18 protein-coding genes are annotated in these 26,404 nt (G+C 43.2%); 1 reads left to right on the forward strand and 17 read right to left on the reverse strand.

Translation table 11 applies throughout. The features are described 5' to 3' along the window. The coding region (locus tag AB5642_RS05475; protein WP_368371489.1) for a DUF6783 domain-containing protein at positions 1-145 on the reverse strand (145 nt) is incomplete at its 3' end. A gap of 2 nt (positions 146-147) precedes the next feature. On the opposite strand from AB5642_RS05475, the gene AB5642_RS05480 reads away from it, so the two are divergent. Continuing rightward, positions 148-990 (forward strand): NifB/NifX family molybdenum-iron cluster-binding protein, encoded by an 843-nt coding sequence (locus AB5642_RS05480; protein ID WP_195392117.1) that lies wholly within the window; start codon positions 148-150, stop codon positions 988-990. Between the two features lie 391 nt (positions 991-1,381). On the opposite strand, the gene AB5642_RS05485 is transcribed toward AB5642_RS05480, so the two are convergent. The 16 genes from AB5642_RS05485 to AB5642_RS05560 all read right to left on the reverse strand — a co-directional run bounded on the left by AB5642_RS05485 (position 1,382) and on the right by AB5642_RS05560 (position 26,396). Beyond that, a complete protein-coding gene (locus AB5642_RS05485) occupies positions 1,382-2,752 on the reverse strand; it encodes an MATE family efflux transporter (RefSeq protein ID WP_195392116.1) in 1,371 nt (456 codons plus the stop codon). Positions 2,753-2,901: 149 nt separating this feature from the next. Further along, the gene (locus AB5642_RS05490; RefSeq protein WP_195392115.1) at positions 2,902-4,518 is read right to left on the reverse strand and encodes a DUF5605 domain-containing protein; all 1,617 of its coding nucleotides are present in this window, start codon (positions 4,516-4,518) and stop codon (positions 2,902-2,904) included. 281 nt (positions 4,519-4,799) lie between these two features. Next, positions 4,800-6,545 (reverse strand): glycoside hydrolase family 43 protein, encoded by a 1,746-nt coding sequence (locus AB5642_RS05495; RefSeq protein WP_195392114.1) that lies wholly within the window; start codon positions 6,543-6,545, stop codon positions 4,800-4,802. Positions 6,546-6,742: 197 nt separating this feature from the next. Next, positions 6,743-8,053, reverse strand: coding sequence for a trehalase family glycosidase (locus tag AB5642_RS05500; RefSeq protein ID WP_195392113.1), 1,311 nt, complete (start codon positions 8,051-8,053; stop codon positions 6,743-6,745). Between the two features lie 4 nt (positions 8,054-8,057). Further along, positions 8,058-8,885, reverse strand: coding sequence for a carbohydrate ABC transporter permease (locus tag AB5642_RS05505; protein WP_195392112.1), 828 nt, complete (start codon positions 8,883-8,885; stop codon positions 8,058-8,060). Positions 8,886-8,899: 14 nt separating this feature from the next. Further along, positions 8,900-9,778, reverse strand: coding sequence for a carbohydrate ABC transporter permease (locus AB5642_RS05510; RefSeq protein WP_173715719.1), 879 nt, complete (start codon positions 9,776-9,778; stop codon positions 8,900-8,902). A gap of 156 nt (positions 9,779-9,934) precedes the next feature. Further along, the gene (locus AB5642_RS05515) at positions 9,935-11,239 is read right to left on the reverse strand and encodes an ABC transporter substrate-binding protein (protein ID WP_195392111.1); all 1,305 of its coding nucleotides are present in this window, start codon (positions 11,237-11,239) and stop codon (positions 9,935-9,937) included. Positions 11,240-11,536: 297 nt separating this feature from the next. Beyond that, entirely contained in the window at positions 11,537-12,607 is a 1,071-nt protein-coding gene (locus tag AB5642_RS05520) for a response regulator (RefSeq protein WP_195392110.1), read from the reverse strand. A 34-nt stretch (positions 12,608-12,641) separates the two neighbouring features. Continuing rightward, on the reverse strand, positions 12,642-14,375 hold the full coding sequence (locus tag AB5642_RS05525; protein ID WP_195392109.1) for a sensor histidine kinase: 1,734 nt from the start codon (positions 14,373-14,375) through the stop codon (positions 12,642-12,644). Between the two features lie 33 nt (positions 14,376-14,408). Next, positions 14,409-17,078, reverse strand: a complete 2,670-nt coding sequence (locus AB5642_RS05530; protein ID WP_195477162.1) for an alpha-L-rhamnosidase — start codon at positions 17,076-17,078, stop codon at positions 14,409-14,411. Between the two features lie 14 nt (positions 17,079-17,092). After that, entirely contained in the window at positions 17,093-17,893 is an 801-nt protein-coding gene (locus tag AB5642_RS05535; RefSeq protein WP_173769397.1) for a 3-keto-5-aminohexanoate cleavage protein, read from the reverse strand. Between the two features lie 15 nt (positions 17,894-17,908). Then, a complete protein-coding gene (locus tag AB5642_RS05540; protein ID WP_173718631.1) occupies positions 17,909-19,336 on the reverse strand; it encodes a four-carbon acid sugar kinase family protein in 1,428 nt (475 codons plus the stop codon). 88 nt (positions 19,337-19,424) lie between these two features. Beyond that, on the reverse strand, positions 19,425-21,386 hold the full coding sequence (locus AB5642_RS05545) for a glycoside hydrolase family 127 protein (protein ID WP_237925767.1): 1,962 nt from the start codon (positions 21,384-21,386) through the stop codon (positions 19,425-19,427). A 47-nt stretch (positions 21,387-21,433) separates the two neighbouring features. Next, positions 21,434-22,099 (reverse strand): aspartate/glutamate racemase family protein, encoded by a 666-nt coding sequence (locus AB5642_RS05550; protein WP_237925764.1) that lies wholly within the window; start codon positions 22,097-22,099, stop codon positions 21,434-21,436. Positions 22,100-22,298: 199 nt separating this feature from the next. Next, entirely contained in the window at positions 22,299-24,353 is a 2,055-nt protein-coding gene (locus tag AB5642_RS05555; protein ID WP_237925763.1) for a beta-galactosidase, read from the reverse strand. Between the two features lie 27 nt (positions 24,354-24,380). Then, the gene (locus AB5642_RS05560; RefSeq protein ID WP_237925762.1) at positions 24,381-26,396 is read right to left on the reverse strand and encodes a beta-galactosidase; all 2,016 of its coding nucleotides are present in this window, start codon (positions 26,394-26,396) and stop codon (positions 24,381-24,383) included. Between the last annotated feature and the right edge of the window lie 8 nt (positions 26,397-26,404).

The raw sequence follows: 26,404 nt of genomic DNA on the forward strand, positions 1-26,404 counted from the left end.
GGGCTACGGCAACCGAATTCGGGTGAAATCTCCCGCAAAGTGGGGCGTGCAGATTGCGGGAATGATTTTTCAAACACACTCTAGTATTGAATTTTCTCTTCTTCTGGTTTATAATCGACATATGTCGAAAACAGGGAGGTGACATATATGCCCAGACCGCCCAGATGCCGCAGAATCTGCCAGGCACCACAATATGAAACTTTTTCCCCGGAAGAATGTCCCAGAGAGTCGGACTCTGTCACTCTGACTCTGGATGAATATGAAGTCATCCGTCTTGTAGATCTGGAGAAGAAAACTCATGAACAATGTGCTGCCCAGATGGACATTTCCCGGACAACTGTCACAGAAATTTATGAAACTGCCCGGGAAAAAATTGCCCGGTGTATCGTCCTTGGACAGCGCCTTGTCATAGCCGGGGGAAATTACCGGCTCTGCGAAGGACGGGAGCATACGCGCTGCGGGAAATGCTGCTGCCGAAAGGAATCTAAACAGACTCTGCTTACCAGCTTAGACCTTTCACAGGAATTGCCAGCCGCTGACCGATCTAATAGTTCACTTCCTAAATCAAATTTACAAAATGAAGGAGATATCATTATGAAGATTGCAGTTACTTATGAAAATGGAGAAATTTTTCAGCACTTTGGACACACAGAAGCATTCAAGATCTATGACATTGCAGATGACAAGGTTGTAAGTGCCGAAGTAGTCGATACCAATGGAAGCGGTCACGGCGCACTGGCTGGATTCCTGGTCGCACATGGCGTAGATACCCTGATCTGCGGCGGTATTGGCGGCGGCGCCCAGAATGCACTTGCTCAGGCTGGAATCCGTCTTTTCGGCGGAGTTTCAGGAAATGCAGACGAAGCTGTAAACGCACTGCTTGCAGGAAATCTTGGCTATGATCCTGATGTGCACTGTAATCATCACGACCATCATGGAGAAGGACACAGCTGCGGCGATCATGGCTGTGGAAGCCATTCCTGCCATTAATTGCTGACACAGATTTGACCTGAGCGGTTAATCGGCTGTATTTATAAAAAAAGACTGATATAACATACCGGACTCCAACAACAACCTCCTGAAGTAAAGTATTGTTTATATCAGTCTTTTTTGTGAGCTTGGTTCACCAAGCGGATATGTCGCCTGCCGGTGACATTGCCATATCCCTGTCATCTCTTTTTAGTTCCTGTTTCTCTCCAAAATTTCTCTTATTAAACGCCTTTTTACCAAACCCTGGAATTTCCCATGGAAATATTGTTTTCCATACGATAGATACAATTTTATTTTAAACACGCTCCAGCTCGGATCATATCCATGAATTTGCTCATGCAAATATGGCTCATTCATGGCTGCTATCCGGGACTTTCATTGTAAAACACCTTTATTTCTTCATAGCTCCAAGCTCTCTTCTTGCGAACAATATTGCCAGTGCAAATGCAGCTGCATCTGCGATCGGTCCTGCATACATAACTCCGTCAATTCCCATTATCAATGAGAAAACAACGATCAGAGGCATAAGAAACAGCACCTGTCTGGTCAGGGACATGACGATTCCAAGCTTTGCTTTTCCGATAGATGTAAAAAATCCTGAGGACATTGGCTGAATTCCATTTGCAAAAGTCATAAACATAAATATCTTCAGATAACGTTCTGCGAACTGGAAATAAAGGTCACTTCCGGTTCCGAAAATGCTTACAATCTGGTGGGGAAATAACTGGAAACAAAGGAAAAATACGGTTGCAATCGCAGTACATGCAGTCACAGAATAGCGGTATGCAAGCCTTACCCTGTCATATTTTTTCGCCCCATAATTAAAGCCCCAAATTGGCTGACAACCCTGTGAAATTCCAATACAAATCGCCATAAACACCTGGTTTACTTTTGAAATAACGCCTACACAGGCAATGGGGATATCACTTCCATAAACAGATAATCCGCCATAATAACGTAAAATATTATTCATCACAATCTGTACAATTGCCATGGCAATCTGATTGATACAGGATGCCATTCCGAGAGAAATAATGGCTTTCAGGCACTCTGAAGATGGCTTTAACATGCGTATCTCCAGATACATTTTACGAAATTTTCCAAAATATATAATCACAAGAATACCGGAAACCACCTGCCCGATCACAGTTGCCCAGGCAGCCCCCTTGATTCCCCATCCGAATCCAAAAATGAAAAGAGGATCCAGAATTGTGTTGATAACCGCACCTGTAAGAACACAGGTCATAGAATATGTTGGGCTTCTGTCTGCACGGACAATATGATTTCCTCCAATGGACAAAACATAGAACGGAAGTCCTACTGCAGTTATTCCAAGGTAGTCTACAGCATAAGGCATAACATCTGTTGTTGCTCCAAATAGACCTAGCAGCGGACGTAAAAACAGAAGCACTACCAATGCAAGAACTGCACCTGTAATCACCAGTGTGGAAAGCGCAGTTCCTGCTATGGAACTTGCCCTCTGCTCTCTTCCGGCACCCATTTCCAGGTTATAATTGGAGGCGCCTCCAATTCCCAGAAGCAGTGCCAATGCCGTTGCAATAGTTGTTACAGGAAATGCAACATTAGTAGCAGCATTTCCCAGCATCCCAACGCCCTGGCCGATGAAAATCTGATCCACAATATTGTACATTGCACTGACCAGCATACTGATAATTGCCGGAATTGCAAATTTCAATATCAGTCCTCCCACTGGAGCTGCTCCCAGGGGATTTTGCTCCTGACTGATGTTTGTTTCTTCCAAAAAATCTCCTCCCTTGCGTTAAAATAATTCTGTTTATTTCATTTAAATTCTGCTATGAATCATAACAAATTCTGAAAAACGATTCAAGATATTTATGCTCAAAAAGCCCAGCTGCATACACAACTGAGCTTTTTGTATGAATATGGTTATTACTTCGCTACTCGCAATCTCACCGCCATATACTCTTTCCCCGGCAGCTTTACTCGGAACTTTCCTTTATGAACTCCACCATCGGTAATAGTCATTTCCCAGGTATCGATTATTTCCACCTGATACTCTGTAGTATCATCAAAGTAGAAGTCTCGGAAGCCCGGCCGCATAAAGGAATAATAGTAAATAAAATAATCTTTCCTTGCCGGGAAACCGGCAGCACGGCAAGCAACCTCATCCCATTTGCAGGGCATAGGTTCCACACCAAGTCCCGGTGTTTCTTCCATGATTTTTGCAAGAAATCTGATACGCTCCGGTGAGGTTCCGTGAAGAACGCCGCCATGAGACCACCAGAGAATACGATCCTGACTGAGATATGTTTCACCGTGTCCCGGATATCCTCCGCGGCAGAATGCCTCCCAGAATCTTCTCGTCATTTCCTCACCGCTGATATTTCCCCAGCCAAACTGAATGTTGCCCTCATAGCAGATTTCATCCAGAATTACAGGCTTATGATATTTCTCACGCCACTCATTTACCAGCTCGGAGGAACGGTATGTCTCTGTTCTCTGGATGCTGCAGTGGGTAATCCAAGGCAGGTTATAATCGTAATATGCCTTACAGTTATGAATGGATCTGAGATGATGGTAAGGATCCTTCTCACAGATAATGCCGGCATATCTTTCCCAATCAGAAAGAGTCTTCTCATGCATCAGATCATACTCATTAGCCAGGGACCACCATACATTTCGGTATGCGGAAAAACGTGCCAGCACATACTTCCAGTAACGGTCATCATCCTCTGCTTTCATCATGGAGAATCCCCATCTGTCGTATGGATGCATAACAATCAGATCAGCCTCAATTCCCAGATTCATAAGTGCCTGAATACACTTTTCAATATGCTGGAAATGGGCTGGATTGAATCTGGTAAAGTCCCAGTCATTGCCCGGAGCACAGCCATTATATTCCGCGAAATTATTCTCATTTAACACAGAGCTGTCGCAGGGTGTTCCCTCATAAGGATAGGTAATTGGCTCATGAAGGTTGTAGTCATAGTGCTTGGGAAAAATACAGAAGCGGATCTTATTAAAAGCATTTTCTTCCAGAGTTTTCAGTGTCTGCTTCTGCAATTCTTCGTTCTGCAGATTCCATACATAACATGTAGTTCCAATGCAGTGATAGGGTGTTCCATCCTCATAGGCAAGATAATAGGTACCTGCAACACGAACCGGACCATGGTTGTCTGCTGAAGGAGAAGTTACAGTAAAACTTCCGGTCAGTATATTTCTGACAGCACATTTTTCTGCTGCCTTCCCACCATCAGCAGTTCCTAGCTTATGTTCAGGCGCTTCTTCATCCGGCACTTCTTCCCCCGCGTTAATATCAAAGGAAGCCTCAATTTCAAAGGTATACTCGTCTGTAAAAGACGGCATAAATCTTACTCTATAAGTACCATCTCCATCATAAAACCCATCTACCGTTTTCTTCTCATTTTTACAACAAAAAGTACCTTTAATCCACTGGTCACAAAATGGATTCCCCTCCTTGGGACCGCTTACGGTCACTTCAAAGACGCCCCATTTTTCTATTGTTTTTGCATAATTTAATTTCATTTTTTTTGTCTCCTTCTCCATTTTAGATCTCTTATATTTTATATATCTCTCTTTCAAAACTCCAAATACGCGCTGCGGATTTGTCTCGATATCACTGCCACATCTGACATTTTATGAGGATGCAGACTTTGATTTACTGCCCGTATAAATAAAAATCCCCCATGCTTTCTACTATCATAATACGTCAGAAAACATGGGGTTTGCAACGTTACTTTATTAAGAAAATGTATGAATTTTTAATCTCTCCAGAGCGTGTTTGAAAAAGTGGCTAAATGCCTTTTCTATTGTTCTTTACGCGTTTTGACAATCTCAAAATAATCAAAATCCGCATACCGTCTCCCCCCTGTCATATCGTGACAGTACATTCCGAAGTGAGCGCCGGTGAATCCATCGCTTTGCTCATCGGTGAGGATGTTGGTGGGGACTTCAGCCAGTTCCTGATAGTCTTTTCCATCCAGGGAGTAGAAGAATTTTGCGTAAAGTCCTTCCTGGGTGGTGATTACGCGCAGGTATACAGGGCCTTCTTCCGGGATGGAGATTGCCGGAATCACATCTTCTACATCAAAGTGATCGCTCTTTATCAGGCGCAGCCTTGCAGACTTTTTCAAATCAAGTGTCTGGGAGCCAAACTCTTCCTCTCTGGTCTTTACCAGAAGGTAGAAATTGCCAGTGTCATACATATAGGCAAGTCCTGCCATTTGTTCTCTGCAGGTCGGAGTAAACTCCACACAGGTTTCCACCTGAACATGGCGCTCCTGCTGCCTCCGTGCCACAAGACTTACGTTATAGCAGGAATTCAGGGATTCCTGACCATAGAGGCGGAGATAGCCGGGGCGTTCTGTCAGGCTGGTGTAGCTGTCATAGGGCTGGCGCAGGGAAGTATAACGCACATCTAAGAGCGCAGAGGTCTTCTTCACTGGCATACTTAACTTTTTATTACATTCTTCGTCCACAGCATTCTTCTCATTCAGATACTCTTTTGTTTTCGAAAGAGTTTCAGCAATGTCCGCATTCTTTGCAGTTTCATTATTTCCAGCACTGTCTGCAATTTCTAAATCAAAGTCTTCTTTTCCATAATCTTTCCCCTCTTCCTCCGGGAAAAGATACTCCTGAATTCCAGTTGGCTCTTCTGTCTCCCACTGTCCAAATCTTCCACCGCAGGCCAATCTTAGCCAGCCCTCTTCGTTCCATACCATCTTCTGAATTGCGGTTTCGCGGCCAAGCACGCACTGTCTGCTGCCCTTCGGCGGTCTGCCGCAAAGATGTACCATGTACCACTCCCCGTTTTGAGTGCATACAAGATCTGCATGTCCGCATTTCTGCAGTTTCTCTGGATTATCCACATCAGAGGTAAGTACCGGATTGCCTGGATCTTCCTCGTATGGTCCCCAGATGGAACGGGATCTCGCCATAGTTACCATATGCTCATATCCGGTTCCACCTTCTGCCATCAGCAGATAATAATATTCTCCAATATGGTAAATATGTGGACCTTCTGTATAGCCGCGTCCGGTTCCCGGGAAGACATTTTTCGCCTCTCCTACCAGGCATTCCTTCTCAGGATCATACTGCTGCACCAGAATTCCCTTGAAATTGTTGATCATATTCACAATATACATTTTGCCATCTGTATCATGAAATACAGATGGGTCAAAACCTGAGCTGTTCAGATAAACCGGCTCAGACCAGCCGCCACGGATGTCCTTAGATTTCACAAGGTAATTATGGGTGTTAAAAAGTCCTCCGGTACGGGTTTTTACGTCCGTATAAATCAGCCAGAAGTATTCCCCATCCCAGGAAATATCCGGCGCCCATACGCCACAGGAATCACCCTCACCAACCATATTAAGCTGGCTCATTCGGTTCAGCGGCGATGGCAGTTGTTCATAATGCTTCAGATCTTTAGAATGATAGATTTTTACACCTGGCCACCATTCAAAGCTTGAATTTGCAATATAATAATCTTCTCCAACACGTATGATACTCGGATCCGGGCAAAATCCCGGAAGAATCGGGTTCTGAATCATGTTTTTGCTCCTTTATCTGTTTCATTTTACAAAATAAACTTAAAACACATTCTAAGTATAAGCTATTTAAATTTTTTTGTACACACTTTGTTTCAGAAAGATGTTTTTTACCGGTCAAACCAAAAAAGGACTGCAAAATTCCACGTATTCTGCAATCCTTTTCCTGTATTTACTTACCTCACAGCAGAAAAATCTTATTATAACGATTGCTTTTCTGCCTGTTTTTCCAGCAATTCTGGCAGACACATTGGTTTCTTTCCTTCCAGCTCATCTGCCATATTCAATGCCAGTATATTCCAGTTAATAAAGCCACCATTCATAACCGGTTCTCCATTAAATGGATTGTAATACTCATGAAGACATCCTGTTTTCTCCAGGTCCTCTCCCAGAAGGTGCATGGTGCGCTTATACATAATTTCCGCCTCCATGCGGTATCCGTAGTTCAAAAGTCCGCGGAATACCACATAGTTTGCAACCAGCCAGATCGGGCCAAGCCAGTTGGACGGATTATTGGTAACAGACAGGTCAAACATTTTTTCATCCTTTGAAAGCGTGGTCAGACCAAAGTCAGAACCAAAGGTATCGGGATCAAAAATATGTTTCACCATATCTGCCGCCTGCTCTTTTGTGGCAATTCCTGCATACATGGGAATAAAGCCAGACCATACACGTACTTTGATGGGCAATGTCTTCCAGAAGACTCCCAGTCCCTGGTGGAACCAGTCGTATTTCCTTGTCTTAATATCCACATCAACTGAATAGAAGAAATGATCACGTTTGTCCCAGCATTCCTGCTGAATAGCACCGATCAGTGCCTCGCGCTTATCCAGAAGTCTCTTTGCCGCTTCCTCCTTGCCAAACTGTCTGTATAATCTGGCACCAGCTTCCAGTTCTACACACATAAAGCTGTTCAGATAAATATTGGCAGTGGAAAATGGCGGACGGCCAAAAGTAGCCGGGTCATTGTCCATACCAATCATAATATCATCCTGCCATACATACAGTCCGCTGTTTTCATGGAAATAATAGTGATCATAACATTCAAAATACTTCGCCACGCCTGAAAGAAATTCTTCCGTCCAGGCATAGTCACCAGTATAATCACTGATCAGGCACATCTGACTGCAAAGAAAGGGCTTATGCATATTCATAATCTTGCCTTCCTTATGCCTCATATTCAGATAAGGCTCCGGCCAGTCTGCCACCTCGATCATCATGGGAATATATCCATCCTCCAGCTGATGGTCGAAGAAATTGCGGATATTTCCCTTTGCATGCTCTATAATTCTTGGCTTCACAGACGGATCCTGGTAGGAATCCGCCAAATTCAGAAAGCCATATACGGACCAGTAGGTATCCCAGTCCCATACATTTCCATCGTAAACAGAGCCCGGATCAATAAACGGGTAACGGATAAAGCTTCGCGGATTCTTAAGCACATCCTCCGTATGAGACATTACAAATTCTTTTAATTCCTGTCTATACTGCTCTGTCCTTTTATCTTCCATAAAATCAACCCTTTACAGCTCCGGCTGTCATACCTTCCATCAGTTTCTTATTCAGTGCCATGTACAGAATCAGAAGCGGGAATACACTCATGGATACAGAAGCGAAAATTGCACCCCAGTTCTTGGATCCAAACTCATCAGAGAAGTACAGAAGTCCTGTCTGAACAGTCTTCAGCGCAGAATCACTAATGAATGTCATGGAAAACAGAAGGTCGTTCCATTTAAAGAAGAACTGAAGAACCAGCACGGTTACAATAGAGTTCTTCATAAGTGGTGTTACAATATGCCACATCAGTCTGTAAATACCACAGCCATCAATAACGGCTGCCTCCATAATATCATCCGGGAAGGAACGAAGATATCCCTGAACCAGATAAATGGACAGCGACAGACCAAATGCTATGTACGTAATGATCAGACATATTCTGGTATTTAACAGGTTTGATCTGCTGTAAATCTGGAACAGCGGGATCAAAGCAATTGCTACCGGAATCATGATACCGAAACGGAAATACTGTGCAACTGCATTTCTGAATTTCCATTTCATCTTTGTTACAGCAAATCCTACAGTTACTGAGAAAAATACAATAAATACAAGTGCTACTAATGTAGTGATCAAACTGTTCTTAAAGAAGGTGGACATATGTCCCCTTGTCCATGCATCAGAATAGTTCTGGAAATAAAAGCCATCATTTAACGCATAAGCTGGCTTCTCACTCCACTCAGCCTGTTTCTTGAAGGATGCAGTAAGCATCCAGAATAACGGATAGATCTCAATTACGCAAAGAAGGAAAATTACAATTCCTCGAAAAGCTGCTTTTACTTTTTTCATAATATTTCCTCCTTTCAGTCTTTCACATCAAATTTGTTGATAACAAGAGATCCAACTACACAGATCAGGAAGATCACGATGGCGATAACGCTGGCGTAACCAACCTTATTGTAGGTAAATGCAACATCATACATATACATGGAAAGTGATTTTGTTGCGCTTCCAGGACCACCCTTGGTAAGAGCCATAGCAGACTCGAACATCTTTACAGTTCCGGAGAAACTGAATACAAGACTGGTAATCACCATTGGACGAAGAAGCGGAAGAAGGATGTTTTTGAATAACTGCCATCCGCCGCAGCCGTCGATTCTGGCTGCTTCCAGAATATCATCAGAGATATCAAGAAGTGCACCATAAAAAATTACAGAATAGAAGCCCATGGCAACCCAGATATCCATTACACATAACGCCCAGAGAGCTGTGCTGGACTGGCCGATCCATGGCTGAACAAGGTTTGTAAAACCAAGAGAGTCAAGCAATGAGTTTAACAGACCATAGTTTGGCTGGATCTCATAGATCTTTGCAAACAGCTGGCCTACTGCAACAGTAGGAAGTACTACCGGGAAGAAAACCAGAGTTCTTACGATGGTTTTGCATCTTCTCAGCCAGAATTTAAACATCAGGGAAAGTAAAAGTCCCATTCCAACCTGGCCAACGGTTACTACTAATACATATTTACAGTTTACTGTTAATGCATTTAAGAAGTTCTTGTCTCTGAAAAGTCTTGCATAATTGTCAAATCCGGCAAATTCCCACTGAAGTCCCGGACTGCCGCTGAAAAATGAATAATACAACGACCAGATAACCGGTACCATTACGATGATGGTGTAAACAATTAATGCCGGAACTACGAAAAGGGATATCGCTTTCTTATTACCTAATACCTTGTTCATAAAATTCCTTCCTTTCTGTTTTCAATACGAAAGTCAGATACTCTGCGCCTTTGGCGCTCCCGCATCTAACGCCCTGCCTTTTAACATAAAAATGGGAGTGTCTGCTGGCAAACACTCCCATTTGAAATTCAAAGCTTATATTGCCAAAGCTATTACTTACTGCATGTCATATACATCCTGGATGGACTGCATATATTCTTCGCCGGTCATTTCGCCATTCAGCAGAGGCTGTACATTTTCCTGAGCTGTCTTGGAGATTTCGCTAGGCATTTTTGCTTCCCACCATGCAAATCCCTCTGTGGATTTGTCAATCTCGTCAAGAACAAGCTTGGTGTAGTTATCCATATCATCTGCTGTAACATCATATGTGTAACCTTTAACAGTTCCCTGCTCTTCCATAGCTACGTTTCCGATGTTCTCCATGAAGTATTTCAGGAACCAGCCTGTAGCTTCATCATATTTGTCATTGTCAAGTGCAAGAATGTTACCACAGTTCATAGAGTAAGAAGTAGCGGAGCTGATGGACTCATCTGCAACCGGGATGTTGAAGAATCCGATTCCGTCCTCGCCTGCCGGGTTCTGTGCATCATCTGTCAGGTTCTGTGTAAACCAGGAACCATTGTAGAAGATGGCTGCTTTTCCACTCATCAGCATGGAACCAGCTGTGTTCATATCAACTGTTGTGATACCTTCTCCGAAGTATCCTTTCTCTGCCCACTCTGCAATCTTATCAGCTGCTGCAACAAGCTTCTCATCTGTATAAGGAACTTCGCCGTCAGCTGCTTTTGTCATAATGTCGTTTCCTGCGGTTCTTACTGCGTATGCATTAATCAGACGGGTTGCGCCCCATTTGTCAGATCCGCCGGTTGTAAGAGGCTGGATACCTGCATCGGAAAGTTTCTGAAGAACCTCTTCAAACTCATCCCATGTAGTAGGAACTTCGCATCCTGCCTGCTCGAACAGGGCTTTGTTGTACCAGAAGCCTTCTACGTTCAGTCCAAGAGGAAGATCATAAAGATCATCTGTTCCGGATAATCCTTTCAGAAGCTCAACAGCACCGCTGTTTAAATAATCTGCTGTTCCGATCTCGTCAACAGCTTCTGTAATATTTTTAACCTTTCCGGAATCGATGAGAACGCTGAGCGGAGCACCTGCTTCGTAAGCGAACAGATCCGGAAGATCGTTGGATGCTGCAAGTGTAGCAATTTTCTGCTGAAGGTTGTCAGAAGCAACCATCTCATATTCCCATGTGAAATTCGGGTTTACATTTTTCTGATAGTCTTCGCAGATTTTGTTTAACAGCATACCATTGTCATTATCTTCTGCCCAGATAGTAAGGATTTTGACGTTTTTCTCAAGCTGTGGATCCTCTCCTGAGTAGTCTGCTGCAAATGTAGGAACTGCAAACATGGTGCTTGCTGTTAATGCTGCCATTAAAATAGCTAATGCTCTCTTTTTCATTATAAATTCCTCCAGAATTTTCAAAATTATTGAATTTTGTTATGAGTTACTCTTGATAGCCATTTACTTTTCGGTCACGTTTAATTTGTTTCTTTGTATCCCCGGGAAATATCTTATGGTTATATAATACCATTGTTCTGTTTTTTTACCAGTGCCTAATTTTTTTGGTAATGTACAGTTTTTTTAGACTGTTTTTTATAAAAAATTCTGCTTATTCAGGTATTCAATTGTGCTAAATATATAAAATGCACATATTCAGCAATTCGAATATGTGCATTTTTGCAAATCCTATTTTTATCATTCTGCTTTCCACACGTTTCCCTTGTACTCATTGGGAGTCATGCCCTCGTGTTTTTTAAAAATATCGCAGAAATATCTGTAATTATTATATCCCACCATTTCACTGACTTCATTCACCTTATATCCATCCTGCAGCAGCTTCTTCGCCTTTTTTATGCGAAGATCCGTCAGATATTTCACATAAGATGTACCAACCTCTGTTTTAAAAAGAACACTTAAGTACGCCGTGCTCATTCCGGCTCTGTCTGCAAGCTCACTCAGCCCGATATCCTGATCATAATGCTCGTCCAGATAAGTAAGAAGCTCCAGGATAACTCTGTGTTTGCTTCCGGTCTGGTCCGCAGTCAGATGCTTGCTGATATCAGACAGAACGCTTTCCCCATAGGCCTGTACTGCTTCTATGCTCTGACATTTTTCCATCTCCTGAAAAGAGACAAGTGAACTTCGTTCCACCTGCTTCTGGCTTTCGATCAGTACATCGCTGAGCACACAGAGATGCTTGTAAAATTCCCTGCGAAAATCCTGCAGCTCCGGGTAAAGTTCCTGCAGGCATCTGATTGCCCGCCTGCATTCTTCCCGAAATGCTGCAGCATCACAGTCTGTAATACATTTTACACTGCTCTCAAAAATTCTTTCCAATTCCAGAAATTTCTCACGATTAGCCTGTGCTTTACGATTATCCTCATGACGGGTCTTCGCCCATTCATCTTCAATTCTGGTAAGGGCATTTTTCAGTTTATCTGCTGTAACCGGCTTATCAATATAGTCTTTTACTCCAAGAGTAAGCGCCCTCTGCGCATACACAAATTCAGAATAGCCGCTGATCACAATAAAATATGTATCCGGACATTCTTCTTTCGCTGCCTCGATCACAGACAGACCATCCAGCCCCGGAATTCGGATATCCGTAATTACTACATCCGGTTTCTCACTTCGGATCACTTCCAGTCCCTGGATTCCGTCATAAGCAGCCCCTACTACCTCATAATCCAGCTTCAGGCGGGAAATTAAAGCCTTAATTCCCTGCACAACTATATATTCATCATCAATTACCACTAAGCGATACATGAAAATCCTCCTTGTATCTGCATTTCCCTATCCCTTATCTTACTGGAACCACAATCGTTACCTTCGTTCCATTGCCTGGGCTGCTCTCAAATGTTACACCGTATTTTTCCCCATAATTCAACTTTATACGCTCTATTACATTGCGCACTCCATAACCGTTCTCCAGTCTGGACATATCGTCAATTCCCACACCATCATCTTCAATAGTGAAAATCATATTATTCTGCTCCTGCCAGCCGCGAAGGGAAATCTTTCCTTTTCCAATCTTCGGCTCCAGACCGTGATACATAGCATTTTCAATAAATGGCTGAAAAATAAAGGTAATCGTTTCACGCTGAAGAATTTCCCTGCTGATATCCACGAACAGTTCAAAACGATTATTATAGCGCATATTCTGAAGCTTCATATAGCCCTGCATCCATTTCACAGAATCCACAACTTTAATATATTTGCTTCCATTATTCAGCGCCAGCTTAAAGTTATCTGAAAGTGCCTCTACCATTTCTGCCATCTGGTCATCCCCATGCATGATTGCAACAAAGTACAAAGAATCCAGTGTATTATAAAGAAAATGGGGATTGATCTGGGACTGAAGCAAAAGCAGCTCTGCTTCCCGTTCATTCAGCTTCACCGCCATAAGATGCTCGGAAAGCTCCAGATTCGTATTGACCATTTCCTTGAATTTCTGTCCGATCCGGCCAACCTCACTGTAGTCAAACTCTTCTGTAATGTGACGCTCTCCTTCCCCAACCTGTGCAATGGTATTTTCCAGCTGCTTCAGGGGATGGCTGATGGTTCTGGAAATGATTCGTGCCATGAGAAAACCCACTACAAGAACACAGCCTGCTACCAGAAACGAGGTCAGACGGATATTTTTACTCTCTTCACTGATCTCATTTTTCTCCACTACGTTTACAATATGCCAGCCTGTAGTAGAATTGGTGACAGAAGAAAACAGATACAGATGGTTCTCTCCCGGATTAGAATAGGATTGCATAATTGCATTCTCCCTTTCCTCATTTCCCACAAAATAAACCAGCTGATCATCCTCATCTACAACCATAAAATTACTGGAATCAAAGCTTTCATTGCCCATGACAAAGGATTTTCCCAACAGCTTCTGGCTCAGTCCGACCACCATATAGCCCATTCCCTGTCCGTCAGAGGGATTGATCATATATTTCGCATAAGAAAATCCTTTCTTTGTTCCTGCTTTTAAAATACTGTCACGGAAAAAAATTTCCTTTCCCCGCGCGGACTTTGCCTGTTTCACCCAGCTTTCTTCCAGAATATCCTTATCACTATAATAATTATAGAAATCATAAGTACCCTGGTTCACATTGTTCAGCTGATACACATGACCATAAAGATCCGTAAATACTATATAATTCACCCACACCTGCTGACTTGCCATTTCATTTGCAATCACACGAAGCTTCACACGGTCTGTGGATGTAAACTTGCTTCCTCCGTATTCATTGCCTTTTTCCAGAATCTGCTGAAGAGCTTCATCATTCAGAAAATTTCGGCCTACGTCTACAATGTTCTTCAGATTCATATCCATAACGCGGCTGGAATTCTTCAGCGTAGACTGATAAGATGCCCTGTAATTCTGTTCAATCGCATCAATAGAGGTTTTGTATACAATATTCATCAAAACGCCCACACCCAAAAGGGTGATAAGAAACATGGATAAAAAAATCTGATTCTGAATACTCAGCTGTCTCCACGCTTTCTGTATTCCTGAAGGTTCTTTTTTCTTTTCCATATTCTCATCACCCTTTCGCATTCTGCGTTATGATTACTGTTCAAATGCGATATGGTATGTACCGCTTCCCGCTTCAGCAGCCATATAGTCTGCTTCCCTGGTAAATGTCAGTCCATCGCTTTCCAGAACAGCTTTCGCCTGATCCAGACGGATCTCTGCTGTTGTATTTACCGGAATCTGAACAGTTAAAGTAATCTGTTTCCCCTGGACTTCCCATTTTACACCAACATCACCATAAATGCTATGATATTTTCCGGCAGTGTACTTCAGATTTCCACCAATTCGCGGATAGAGTATCGCATGTTTAAAGCCCGGATGTTCCGGATCAGCTTCAATTCCGGCCATTGCACGGTACATCCACTCACCAATAGCACCATAAGCATAATGGTTAAAGGAGTTCATATCTGCACTCCACATGCTTCCGTCATCCTTCATGCCATCCCAGTGCTCCCAGATCGTGGTGGCACCTTTTTTCACCTGATACAGCCAGGATGGGAAGTCTTCCTTCAGAAGCAGGTCATAGGCTTCCTTCAGAGCGTGGTTCTGGCTGAGGGCATGGCAGAAATACGGAGTTCCCACAAATCCGGTAACCAGATGTCCGTTTTCTTTGTCCAGAAGGCGCTTCAGACCTTCTACCGTTTTTGTGATATATTTTTCAGGAGTCAGCTGGAAATACAGCGCCACAATATGTGCGGTCTGTGTCTGTGCTGTCATATTTCCTTCTGCGTCGAAGAAGGTCTCCTGGAATTTCTTTACGATCTTATGATAAAGCTCCTCATACTCTGCTGCCACATCCTCTTTTCCAAGGGCTTTCGCCATCTGGACAAAAAGTCCGGTAGAGTATGCATAATAGGCAGTACAGGTCAGGTCATTTGGTGTTGCACCGAAATAGCTGCCCTCCTCTGCATCAAGAGCAACCCAGTCACCAAACTGCAGCTTGTAGTTCCAGATATAATCAACAGCATGGGCACGCATGAAGTCAATCCATCCCTTCATACTGTTGTACTGTTTTTTCAGAATATCTTTATCACCATACATCAGATACATGGTCCATGGATTGATGATGGCTGCATCAGCCCAGGCTGCTGCGGAATGAGGTCCCTGGCGGAGAAGCCAGTTTCCATCTGTACGGCCTTCCTCAATGTTCGGAACAACATGCGGTACACCGCCCTCTGGTGTCTGATCAACCTCCAGATCATGGAGCCATTTCTTATAGAACGTATATGTATTCATCAGATAAGTGGCGGTACGGCAGAAGATCTGCGCATCTCCAGTCCATCCCAGACGCTCATCACGCTGCGGGCAGTCTGTAGGTACATCAAGGAAATTACTCTTCAGCCCCCACAGGAAATTGTGATGCAGCTGGTTCAGCAGCGGATTCGAACACTCCAGACTTCCGTTTGAAGCCATGTTGGAGTGAAGGGTGCAGGCTGTGAAATTCTCAGCTTTCGGCTCGCCTGGATAGGAAACAATCAGCGCATACTGAAATCCCATGTAAGTGAAAGTCGGATGCCAGGTAACTGTCTCTTCCCTTGCAAAAGTATATTTCATCGTTGCTTTGGCTGCACGAAGATTGTCCAGATATACATTTCCATCTTTGTCCAGAACTTCGAAGCAGTGAAGTTCGATCACATCGCCTGGTTTTCCGGCTGCAGTTACTTCAATTCGTCCTGCCATATTCTGGGCAAAATCAATAACTGTATCTCCTGCCGGTGTTTTGAAAATACGTTTCGCTGGAATACGATCCATTACACGAACCTTCGCAGCGTACTGCGCGCGCATAACCTGTGTATCAAAGAATACAAGCTGAACCGGCTTCCAGTCGCCTTTTGTGGTTTCTGCCTTTGACCAGTCCGGAATCTCAAGGGCTGCATCATAAGTCTCACCATCATAGATTTCTGCAAATACCACCGGTGAATCGCAGCCTTTCCATGATGGATCCGTATAAACAGATTCTGTTGTTCCATCGGTGTAGCGAATCAGAAGTTCCATAGTAAAAGCCGTCTGATCACCATAGTTGTTACGGGCTTTTGTCAGCCCCATAACACCTTTATACCAGCCTGGAGCCAGCATTGCTCCAGCACCGTTAATGCCCTTCTGCAGATATTCCGTTACATCATAGGTCTGATAGAGGAGATGTCTTCTATAGGATGTCCAGCCCGGTGTCATCTCGTCCTCACCAACTTTTTTGCCATTCAGGTAAAACTGATACAGGCCAAGGGCTGTAGTAAAGGCATAGGCTTCTTTTATATCTTTTTTGATTTCAAAGGTTCCTCTTACATAGGTTCCTTTGGAAACGTTCTTATAGGAATCGTCAGTTTCGGCGGATACAAAAGGAGCTTTCCATGCTGGTGCGCCTTCCTCCCACTCACCATTTTTTCCTGCAAGGGCAGTTACAAAAGATGCGGTTTCGCTCCAGTCCGTTTCTTCCTGACCATCACTGGCTTTTGCGCGGACAAAATAGCGCTTGCCGCTCTCCAGTGAAGCACCTTCTGCATAAACATGTGCAGATTCCTCAGACTCTGTTTTTCCGCTGTTATAGATCAGATCTGTAAAATCAGCGTCTTTTGCAATCTGAAGTTCGTAGGATTTCTGTTTTACATTTTTCTTATCGCTTACAAGCTCCCATGCAAACTGGGGCATGTGGGAAACACCAACCGGGGCTGTTTCATAATCCATATATATTTTTTTAATCGCAAGCATTTTCTTTCCCCCTTTCAACGTTTTCTCAAATTCAAAATCTGTCTTGCCTCATCCGGAGTAGCTGGCTCCAGACCCATAGCGCGTATCAGATTTACCAGTTTCTCAACCACCTGCCAGTTGTACTCGGCATCTACACCATCAGCCAGATAGTAGCTGTCTTCAAAACCAACACGTACTACCGTTGCTCCCATAGCGATGGCTGCAGCCAGAAATGTCCAGTTATCACGGCCAAAATGGGTAACACCCCAAAGTGCATCAGATGGAACAAAGGAACGGAAAGCTGCCAGCATTTCTGGTGTAGGCTGCATGCCGCCTTTGTGACCAAATACCAGATTGAACAGCATTGGATCTGCAAATGGCTGCTCAGATTTCACTACTGCCATGTTATGTAGCATTCCAATATCAAAAACTTCTGTTTCCGGAAGGATTCCTCTTTTATAAACTGCATCTGCACAATAACGGATATCATCAAAGGAATTGATATATACTGCCTCACCAAGATTTGTGCTTCCGCCGTTAAGAGACGCACTCTCTACCTTCGGGTAGTCAAGCGGATTGCAGCGATCCTGGATATTCATATCTGAAACACCGCCTGTAGACGCCTGAACTACCACATCTGTCCGTTTCAGAATCTCGTCAAAGCACTCAGACATATAAGAAATGTCAGGTGTAAGGCTTCCGTCTGGTTTACGACAGTGAAGGTGACACATAGCAGCACCAAGTTTTACGCTTTTCTCTACATCCTCTGCAAGTTTTACTGCATCCACACTGGTTCCTGCCTGTACAGGTGCCAGAGATATAATTACTTTTTTCATTATGTAAACCTCCAATCAGATCAATTCCTCTACAATTTCCTTCAACGTACTTACTTCACCCACATTTCCCGGAAAAATAATGTATGGCATTCCAGGGAATTTGCTTTCTTCTCCTGTCATCCATACCGGGATCCCTTTCTTCACCTGTCCCATAACACGGGCTTTCTTTACGCGAAGAGCTTTGGTTCCTACGTCAGATGAAGTGATTCCGCCTTTTGCAATGATAAATTTCGGCTTCACAGAAAGTTTTCCGATAATACTGGTCACTGCGTTGGAAATCTTTACAGAAATCTGCAGTTTCTCTTCCGGAGTCATATTCTCCGGTGCAAGAAGCTGTCTGCTTGTATAAATTACAACGGTTCTTCCAGACAGGATTTTCTCTTCTGCTGCCTTCACCGTTTTCTCTACTTCTTTCTCCAGACCATTTTCTTCGAATACAGTGTTTACCTGAAATTCCATAAAATCAACCTGTCCGTCCAATTCCTTCAGACAGTTCAGCTGGTCTGTAGTCTTCTTCACATGGGAACCGATCAGAACGATTCCTCCATTCCTTGTATCTCCTTCCAGCTGCTCTCTTCCAAGAAGGGGCTGATCCGAAATCCTTCCCATTACCTTGGTAAAAGCTGCTGCTGTTCTTGCCATGTAATGTTTTCCCTCTTTCATGGCAAGCACCAATGCTGCACAGAAAACCTTCAGATCAGCGTAAGATACTGCATTCACAATAATCTTCGCCATGTCTTTTGCAGTCATAAGCTTCACCTTGACCCCCTGCACATCCAGAGCATTCAGTTCGTCCAGAGAAATGGTGATACAGTCCTCTTTATGGTATTTTCCTTCTGTTTTTTCCTCTACGTATTCTGTAAGGTCGGAGGATTTGTAGCCGAAGGTCTTGTCCTTTGCAAACTCTGTCATTCCGGCAGGAACCAGATTGTCCTGTTCTTTTACGTAATGGATATTATCCATTGTATAGCGCCCGCCTTCTGGGAAAAACGGACAGATGATCTCACCATCAACACCAGCGCCCTTGTTCTTTGTCAGGCCATCTGCCAGAAGCTGTGTTTCCAGCGGATAGTGACCTCTCAGTGTGGAATCTCCACGGGAAATGATCATGAAGTCCTGTCCCAGCTCTCTGGCAACCTTCGCCACTCTTGTGGCAATATCCTGATGAACTTTTGTAGTTTCCTCCACAGAAAAGCTTCGTGAATTGGTAAGGATAAAAAACATAGCTTCTTTTTCCTCAAAGCCCTTGCGGATAGATTCTTCTTCCCAGTCAGTATAAACAGACACATCATGAACGGTCTGCACACCAGTAGGGTCATCATCCAGCACTACTAATTTTTTATGAAAACCTTCCATTGCCTGGGAAAGAAGCGCTTCTGCTTTGTCGGCATCTGTTTTGCTTCTCTCCTCAACGGTATGGAAAGGAATTACTTTACATTCCATAATTTCTATAACTCTCCATTCTGTTCGTTCAAAATATAAGCGGCAGGATTTTTTACATTCATATCTCAGTTTTTGATAACTCAATTTATTATACGGTATATGCGACAGGGAACCAGATCCTCATTTCTCCATAGTCACGGTTATCCCATGCGTAATATGGGATCAGGCGTACATACTTTTTGCTCATACCGTGGTATTTCAGCGGCTGATAAAGTGCATTTCTGTCAAATTCAGAACGGTCAATGGTATATTCCTCAGTTTCAAGAGCAGTCATTTTTCTTCCCTGAATTTCAAATTCCACAGGAGTAAACTCTGCATTCAGATCCAGATAAATATCATCCAGAGTCGATGCATGGGTATCTGCACTCTCGCAGCAATATACCAGAGGTCCACATTCAATTGCAGCCTGTCCAACTGTTTCTTCTACCATATTGTTTGCAACGGTATAGCGAATCTTCATATCCAGATTCAGCTGTACATCCATGTTTTGCAGATCTTCCACAAGAATATCCAAATAGGTTCCTGCATCAGCTGCTGTCAGCTCACGGTCTGCACCAGTACCCTTAATGAAACCGCCTGCAGCCCATCCCGGAACGCGCAGTCTTAAATGAACAGGAGCATTTACTTTCACATCTTTTGCAGTGAAGCGGATTGCTCCATCGAACGGATAATCTGTGGACTGCACCAGTGTGAATTCTCCTCCATTTTCCAGCTTCACCTGAGCTTCACTTGCGCCGTACATACCAGTCCATACACTGTTATCAGAGGTAAGATATGCATACTCACTGGACTGTGCAATGGTTCTTGCCAGGTTTGGAGGACAGCAGTAGCTGAGAATATATTCGCTTCTGGTAAGAGGCCAGATCAGCTTATAATCAAGCTTTTTAGCACGTCTTAACATGTTTTCATAGAAGAATCTCTTACCATCCAGACTCAGTGCAGCCAGGTTGGTATTTAACATCATTCGTTCCAGAATATCAAAGTACTCTGCCTTTGGCTCCAGCTGGAACATGCGGTACGCCCAGAAAACGCCGCCCAGAGATGCACAGGTCTCATTGTATGCAGTAATATTTGGAAGCTGGTATTCATAGCCATATGCCTGATGAACAAGCTGATGATCAAAAAAGTATCCATAGGGAGAAGCGCCATTATACAAGGCTCCACATCCGCCGGTAATATAAAGCTTTTTATCCACAAGACTTCTCCATACTTTGTGGAGAACCTTAATATAATCCGGATCTTCCTCTTCCAGACAAAGATCCGCCACACCTGCATAGAGATAATTGGCACGAACTGCATGTCCAAGAATTTTCTCATGCTGCTTCAGCGGAATCTTATCCTGATTGTCATCCAAACCGTTCTTTACGCTGTCACGAAGCGCGATCGCCTGTTTCGCAAGCTTCAGATAACGCTCTTCGCCAGTGGTACGATACATTTCCACAAGTCCCATATAATGGGAAGGGCAAACTGCAGTCTGAACCTCTCCTGTGCGTTCTGCCTCTTCATACAGATGCTCCAGATAATCTGCTGTTCTGGCTGCAATTGCAAGAAAGCTGTCCTTGCCTGTAATTCTTTTATGTACACAGGCCGCTGTAAACATATGTCCAAAGTTGTATACCTCGAAATCGTTAATATCTCCCATTCTGGAAACGCCGTTCCCGCTTCTTTCTCCAATGATCTGCTTGGTGGAAAGATAGCCGTCCGGCTGCTGTGCTCTTCCGATCAGGTCTATATAATTCTCAATTTCTTCCTTCAGAAGCTGGTTATCTGTCTGATAAGCCGTATAAATGGCAGATTCCATCCATTTATAAAAGTCTCCGTCTCCGAAAACAGTTCCGTCAAAATCTCCCTGCGCATCTCCTGCGCAGATTTTAAAGTTCTCTACTACATGGCTGATATCCTTGCTGTCAAACATATGCTTCAGCTGAGGCACAGTACTGTTCGCACAGGTATCAAAGCGTTCCTTCCAAAGACCGCCTGTCCATTTTACTTTCATCCCGTCCAGCGCATGAACCTTCGCGTATGGGGATCTAGTTGTATCTGTCAGCATGGTTGTTCTCCTTTAATTGTGCAGTTTTGTTCTCTATATGATTAATCTTATAATCCTTTAGCCTTCAATGCAGCTGCAAGTGCCTGTGCGCCAAAACGCGGGCTGGAAAGTACAGGTTTGCCAATTTTCTCATAAATTGCATCTTCTGCATATGCCATAGATCCCTGAGCCAAAAGAACCACATCTACCTGATCTGCGATTTCTTCTGCCTTTGCACAAAGAAGAGCTTTAAATTTATCCTGGTCTGCGCCGAATGCATCTACAAGTCCATCAACCAGTTCTACATGGCTGTTCATTTCTCTTGCAACACGGGAGACGGTATTCTTGGTAGGCTCCAGGGTAGTAGGAAGAGTTGCAAGTACGCCTACTCTCTTGCCAAGGCGAGCTGCTTCACGGCACATTTCCTCATCAATACGAACAATCGGGATGCCTGTGTAGCGTCCAATATTCTGTGCGGCATCTGCAACTTCTCCAACAGAAGAGCAACAGTTTAAAATTGCATCTGCCCCGTCAGAAACAGCCTGCATGTACATTCCCACAAGGCGAGCTGCTGCACTTGCAGTTACATAACCATGCTCTCTTACCTCTGCAAGAATAGACGGATCTTGATAGTTGAGAATTTCCGGGGTATCTCCAAGATTTTTTCTGATTTCTTCGTTTACACACTCAATAAGTTCTGGTGTTGTGCTAGTATAAACAATTCCTAATTTCATTTCAAATGTCTCCTTCTTTTTCTGTTTTAACAGTCTTCAAACCCTTCCGATTTTTGAATTTACTATTTTCACTTGTGAATTATACCCATTAAAGCCTATAAATTCATACCATCTTTTTGTAATCTATACAAAAATTTTACGATTACAAAGCAGTCATCGTCAAGTCCAATTTCTTTATTTAGTGTCACATTTATTATTGTTATGACTGTTTACAAATCACTGCCACATCATAAGCAGCTAGCGATAATGTTTCGTTAATATCTTCTCCTGTGAGCAAATTCCTACCTGTTACATTCTTTATCAGCGATTTTTCTTTGCCATGATTCAGATAGAATTCATAGGTAGTGTCTTCTCCCTGACGTTGATGGTATTCCACTTCTCCCGGAAGATCCTTAACTGCAATTCCGGCATTAGCAAGCATTGTTTCAAACAGACTTCCCATTTCTTCAGGCGCAACTCTTGCTGCTATGTAATAGGCACGACCATTTTCTCCGGTATGAGTATCGCTTTCCCATTCTTTTACAGTTAATGCGGCACTTCCCTCATAGAAATCAGTTCCATAGGAAGCCAGGATCTGTGCATCCTGAACCCGTAAGATTTCTGCGTAATCATATACAGTCCATTTTTTTCCATCAAGAAAACACAAGCTGTTTCTATCAGAGGGATATAAGGTGTCAATTTCCTCACTAATCACTCCGAACAACTCTGCCAGTCCGTCTCCTGGAAAACCGCCAAGATAACACAAGGTATCTTTATCCACATATCCGGTAAAATAAGTGGCTAGAAGCTGACCGCCGTTTTTCACAAATTTCTGCAGGTTTTCTGCGGTTCCCGACTGGAGAAGATAAAGCATAGGTGCTACAACTACTTTATAATCACTAAGATCATCATTGGAACTAACCACATCCATTTCTACTCCCAGCTTCTGAAATTCTTTCCAGATTCCAATGCAGGTTTTTTCATAATTTTTTGTGTTTTCACTTAATGCTTTTACATCCTGGATTGCCCAACGGTTGTCCCAGTCAAATAACAGAGCTGTTTTTGCTTTTACCAGTGTTCCGGCTGCAGGGGCAATTTTTTTGAGCAAAGCACCAACCTCTGCCACCTCCCTGAAAATTCTGGTATCATCCTTTCCAAGGTGATCTACAACAGCTCCATGATACTGCTCAAAGGAGCCGCGGCCTTTTCTCCACTGAAAATACTGAGCAGTATCGGAACCACAGGCAATTGCCTGCATACACGCAAGCTTGTGAACGCCAGGTCTTTTTACTTTATTATACGGATGCCAGTTTACCAGCCCAGGTGCACTTTCCATCAGCATAAAGGGCTTGTCCTTTTTCAACCCACGCATCACTGCGTGATGAAACCCATTTTCTGTCATGGTTTCATACAAGCTTTCATAATCATTGTTGTATTGTGGATAGCTGTCCCAGGAGATCACATCCAGAAATGGTGCCATTTTTCGGTAATCAAGACCATTGTAAAGCATCATAAAATTTGCTGTCACAGGGATATCCGGGGTAATCTCTTTGAGTACTTGAATTTCAGAATTCATAAAATCATTCATATTCCAGGTAGTAAATCGTTTCCACTCCAGATTCAGCCCCATAATACTGCCTTCACCATTTGCAAATGGTGGTTCTATCTGATCAAAATCATTGTAGCGATGACTCCAGAAGGTCGTCCACCATGCCTGATTTAATTTGTCGATTTCATGATCAAACTGCTCGCTCAGGTACTTCTGAAAACGCTCTACGCACAGAGGACAATAGCACTCTCCGCCTAACTCATTGGAAACATGCCACATAATAAGACCAGGATGCTGTCCGAATTTTTCAGCCAGCAGTTTGTCTATAAGTGCTGTTTTTTTGCGATATTCCGGTGAGGACATGCAGTGATTGTGACGCACCCCATGATGATTTCGCTGGCCGTTTTTTCCAACTCGCATTGCTTCCGGATACTTTTTATCCAACCATGCAGGTCTTGCACCGGATGGTGTGGCAAGGATCGTATAAATGCCGTTTTCATATAAACTGTCCATAATTTTTTTCAGCCATTCGAAGTGAAATTCGCCTTCCCTAGGCTCATATACGGACCAGGAAAAAACGCCAAGTGTAACACAGTTCACACCTGCTTTTTTCATCATTCTGATATCTTCTTCCAAAATGTCCAGACGATCCAGCCACTGTTCCGGATTATAGTCTCCACCATGGACGAAACCATTTAACTTGGGAAATAAAATATTCTTTTCCATTTCAACACTTCTCCATTTTCTTCCAAACTATTCCTCAACTATGGCTACAAATACGTCTCCTGGCTGAATCGCATTCTTCCCGGTAAATTTCCGCTCATCAATAAGGCTTTTCAGTTTATCTGTTCCAAAATCAACTTCTGCCTCTTTACTGTTATGATTAATCACAAAAACAATTCTACCTTTATCGGATTTTCTGACTGTCAGCTCCACACCTTCATCTGCGGAATATACGCTTTCGATATTGCAGTCTTTACAAATTTTTTCCATCAGTTCTTCCAGAAATTTCTGTTCTGGCTGAGTTCCAATATAGTAAGCTTTTCCTTTTCCGAAAGTATTGCAGGTCACGCATGGAGTTCCTGCATAAAAGTCATCTTCATAGGTTGCAAGAACTTCCGCACCACCTTCTGGATGAATAATATCACACAAAAAGTCACAGGAATATTCTTCTCTTGAAACCATATCCGCCTTTTCGATTTTCATATGATTCTGTTCATACGGGCGAAGAGCGTCCGTTTCTTCTACCCATATTCCAAGCATGTCCTTTAATTTTCCTGGATAAGCGCCGAATACGCAACGGTCATTTTCATCTGCAAGTCCAGACATAACTGTAGTAACCAGAGTTCCGCCATTTTTCACATATGCATTTAACTTTTCGCCAATATTATTTTTTTCCATATAAATCATAGGTGCTATAATGAGATCATATTTCTCCAGTTCTGCCTCAAATGGCAGAAAATCTACTCCGATATTCTGACGATACAAGGTTTCATAATAAAGAGAAACTGTTTTTAGATAATCCATATCCTTGGACGGACCGCTGGAAAGTTCCAATGCCCACCAGTTATTCCAGTCAAAAAGAATTCCTACCCTTGCAGGTGTCCTTCCATTCAAAAAAGTATCCCCTATATGCGCCAGCTCAGCTCCCAATACACTTGATTCCCGGAAAACTCTTGTATCCTCTCTTCCTGAATGGCTAATAATTGCCCCGTGGAATTTTTCCTGTCCGGCAACAGACTGTCTCATCTGAAAAAACAGGCAGGTATCTGCTCCATGCGCCATTGCCTGATAAGATAATCTTCTCACTTCACCTGGCCGTTTCAACAGATTATAAGGCTGCCAGTTCTGCTGATTTGGAGACTGCTCTGTCAGAACAAAAGACTGACCGCCTTTTAAGCCTCGCATAATATCATGCTTCATTGCTACGAAATATGCTGGATCATCTGGCCACGGATAGTTATCCCATCCTACTATGTCCAATTTCTTAGTCATAGTGAACTGATCTAACTTCTTGATAAAACCGGACATATTTGTCTGAATAGGAATCTCCGGATTGTATTTTTTCAGAACATCATATTCATTCTGGAAACATTCCGCTGTTGAGTCTGTTACAAAGCGCATATAGTCTAGCTGAATTGCCGGATTAAACCGATAATCATCATTTAATTCTGTAGGTAGTGTTACTTCTTCAAAGCTACTGACAATTCTTCCCCAGAACGTGGTGTGCCATCTTTTATTCAGTTCATCCACTGTTCCATAACGTTTTCTTAACCATACACGAAACTTTGCCTGACAGGTCGGACAATAGCAATAGGTTCCATATTCATTGGAAACATGCCACATCGCAAGTGCTGGATGATGGGCGTAACGCATAGCCATTTGCTCTGCAATTGCAGCTGCTCTCTCTCGATATTTCAAGCTGTTTACGCAGAAGAACACGCGCATTCCATGGGTTCTTTTTCTTCCTGCAATATCAACAGGAAGTACTTCTGGATATCTGGTGGACAGCCAGGCCGGTTGTGCAGTAGTTGGAGTTGCAAGGCACACATGAATACCATTTTCCCAAATTTTATCAATGATTCGGTCCAACCATTCGAAATTATAAACACCCTCGTCTGGCTCAAGCTTTGCCCATGAAAAAACTGGAAGAGTTAATAAATTAATTCCAGCTTTTTTAAACAAACGCATATCCTCATCTATTGTCTGATCATCCCACTGGTCAGGATTATAATCTCCGCCATAATATATTCTGTCTGCTTTCTTCATCTTAATTT

The organism is Ruminococcus sp. 1001136sp1_2201st1_G3_2201SCRN_220225 (assembly GCF_040924365.1).
GTDB lineage: Bacteria > Bacillota > Clostridia > Lachnospirales > Lachnospiraceae > Blautia_A > Blautia_A faecis.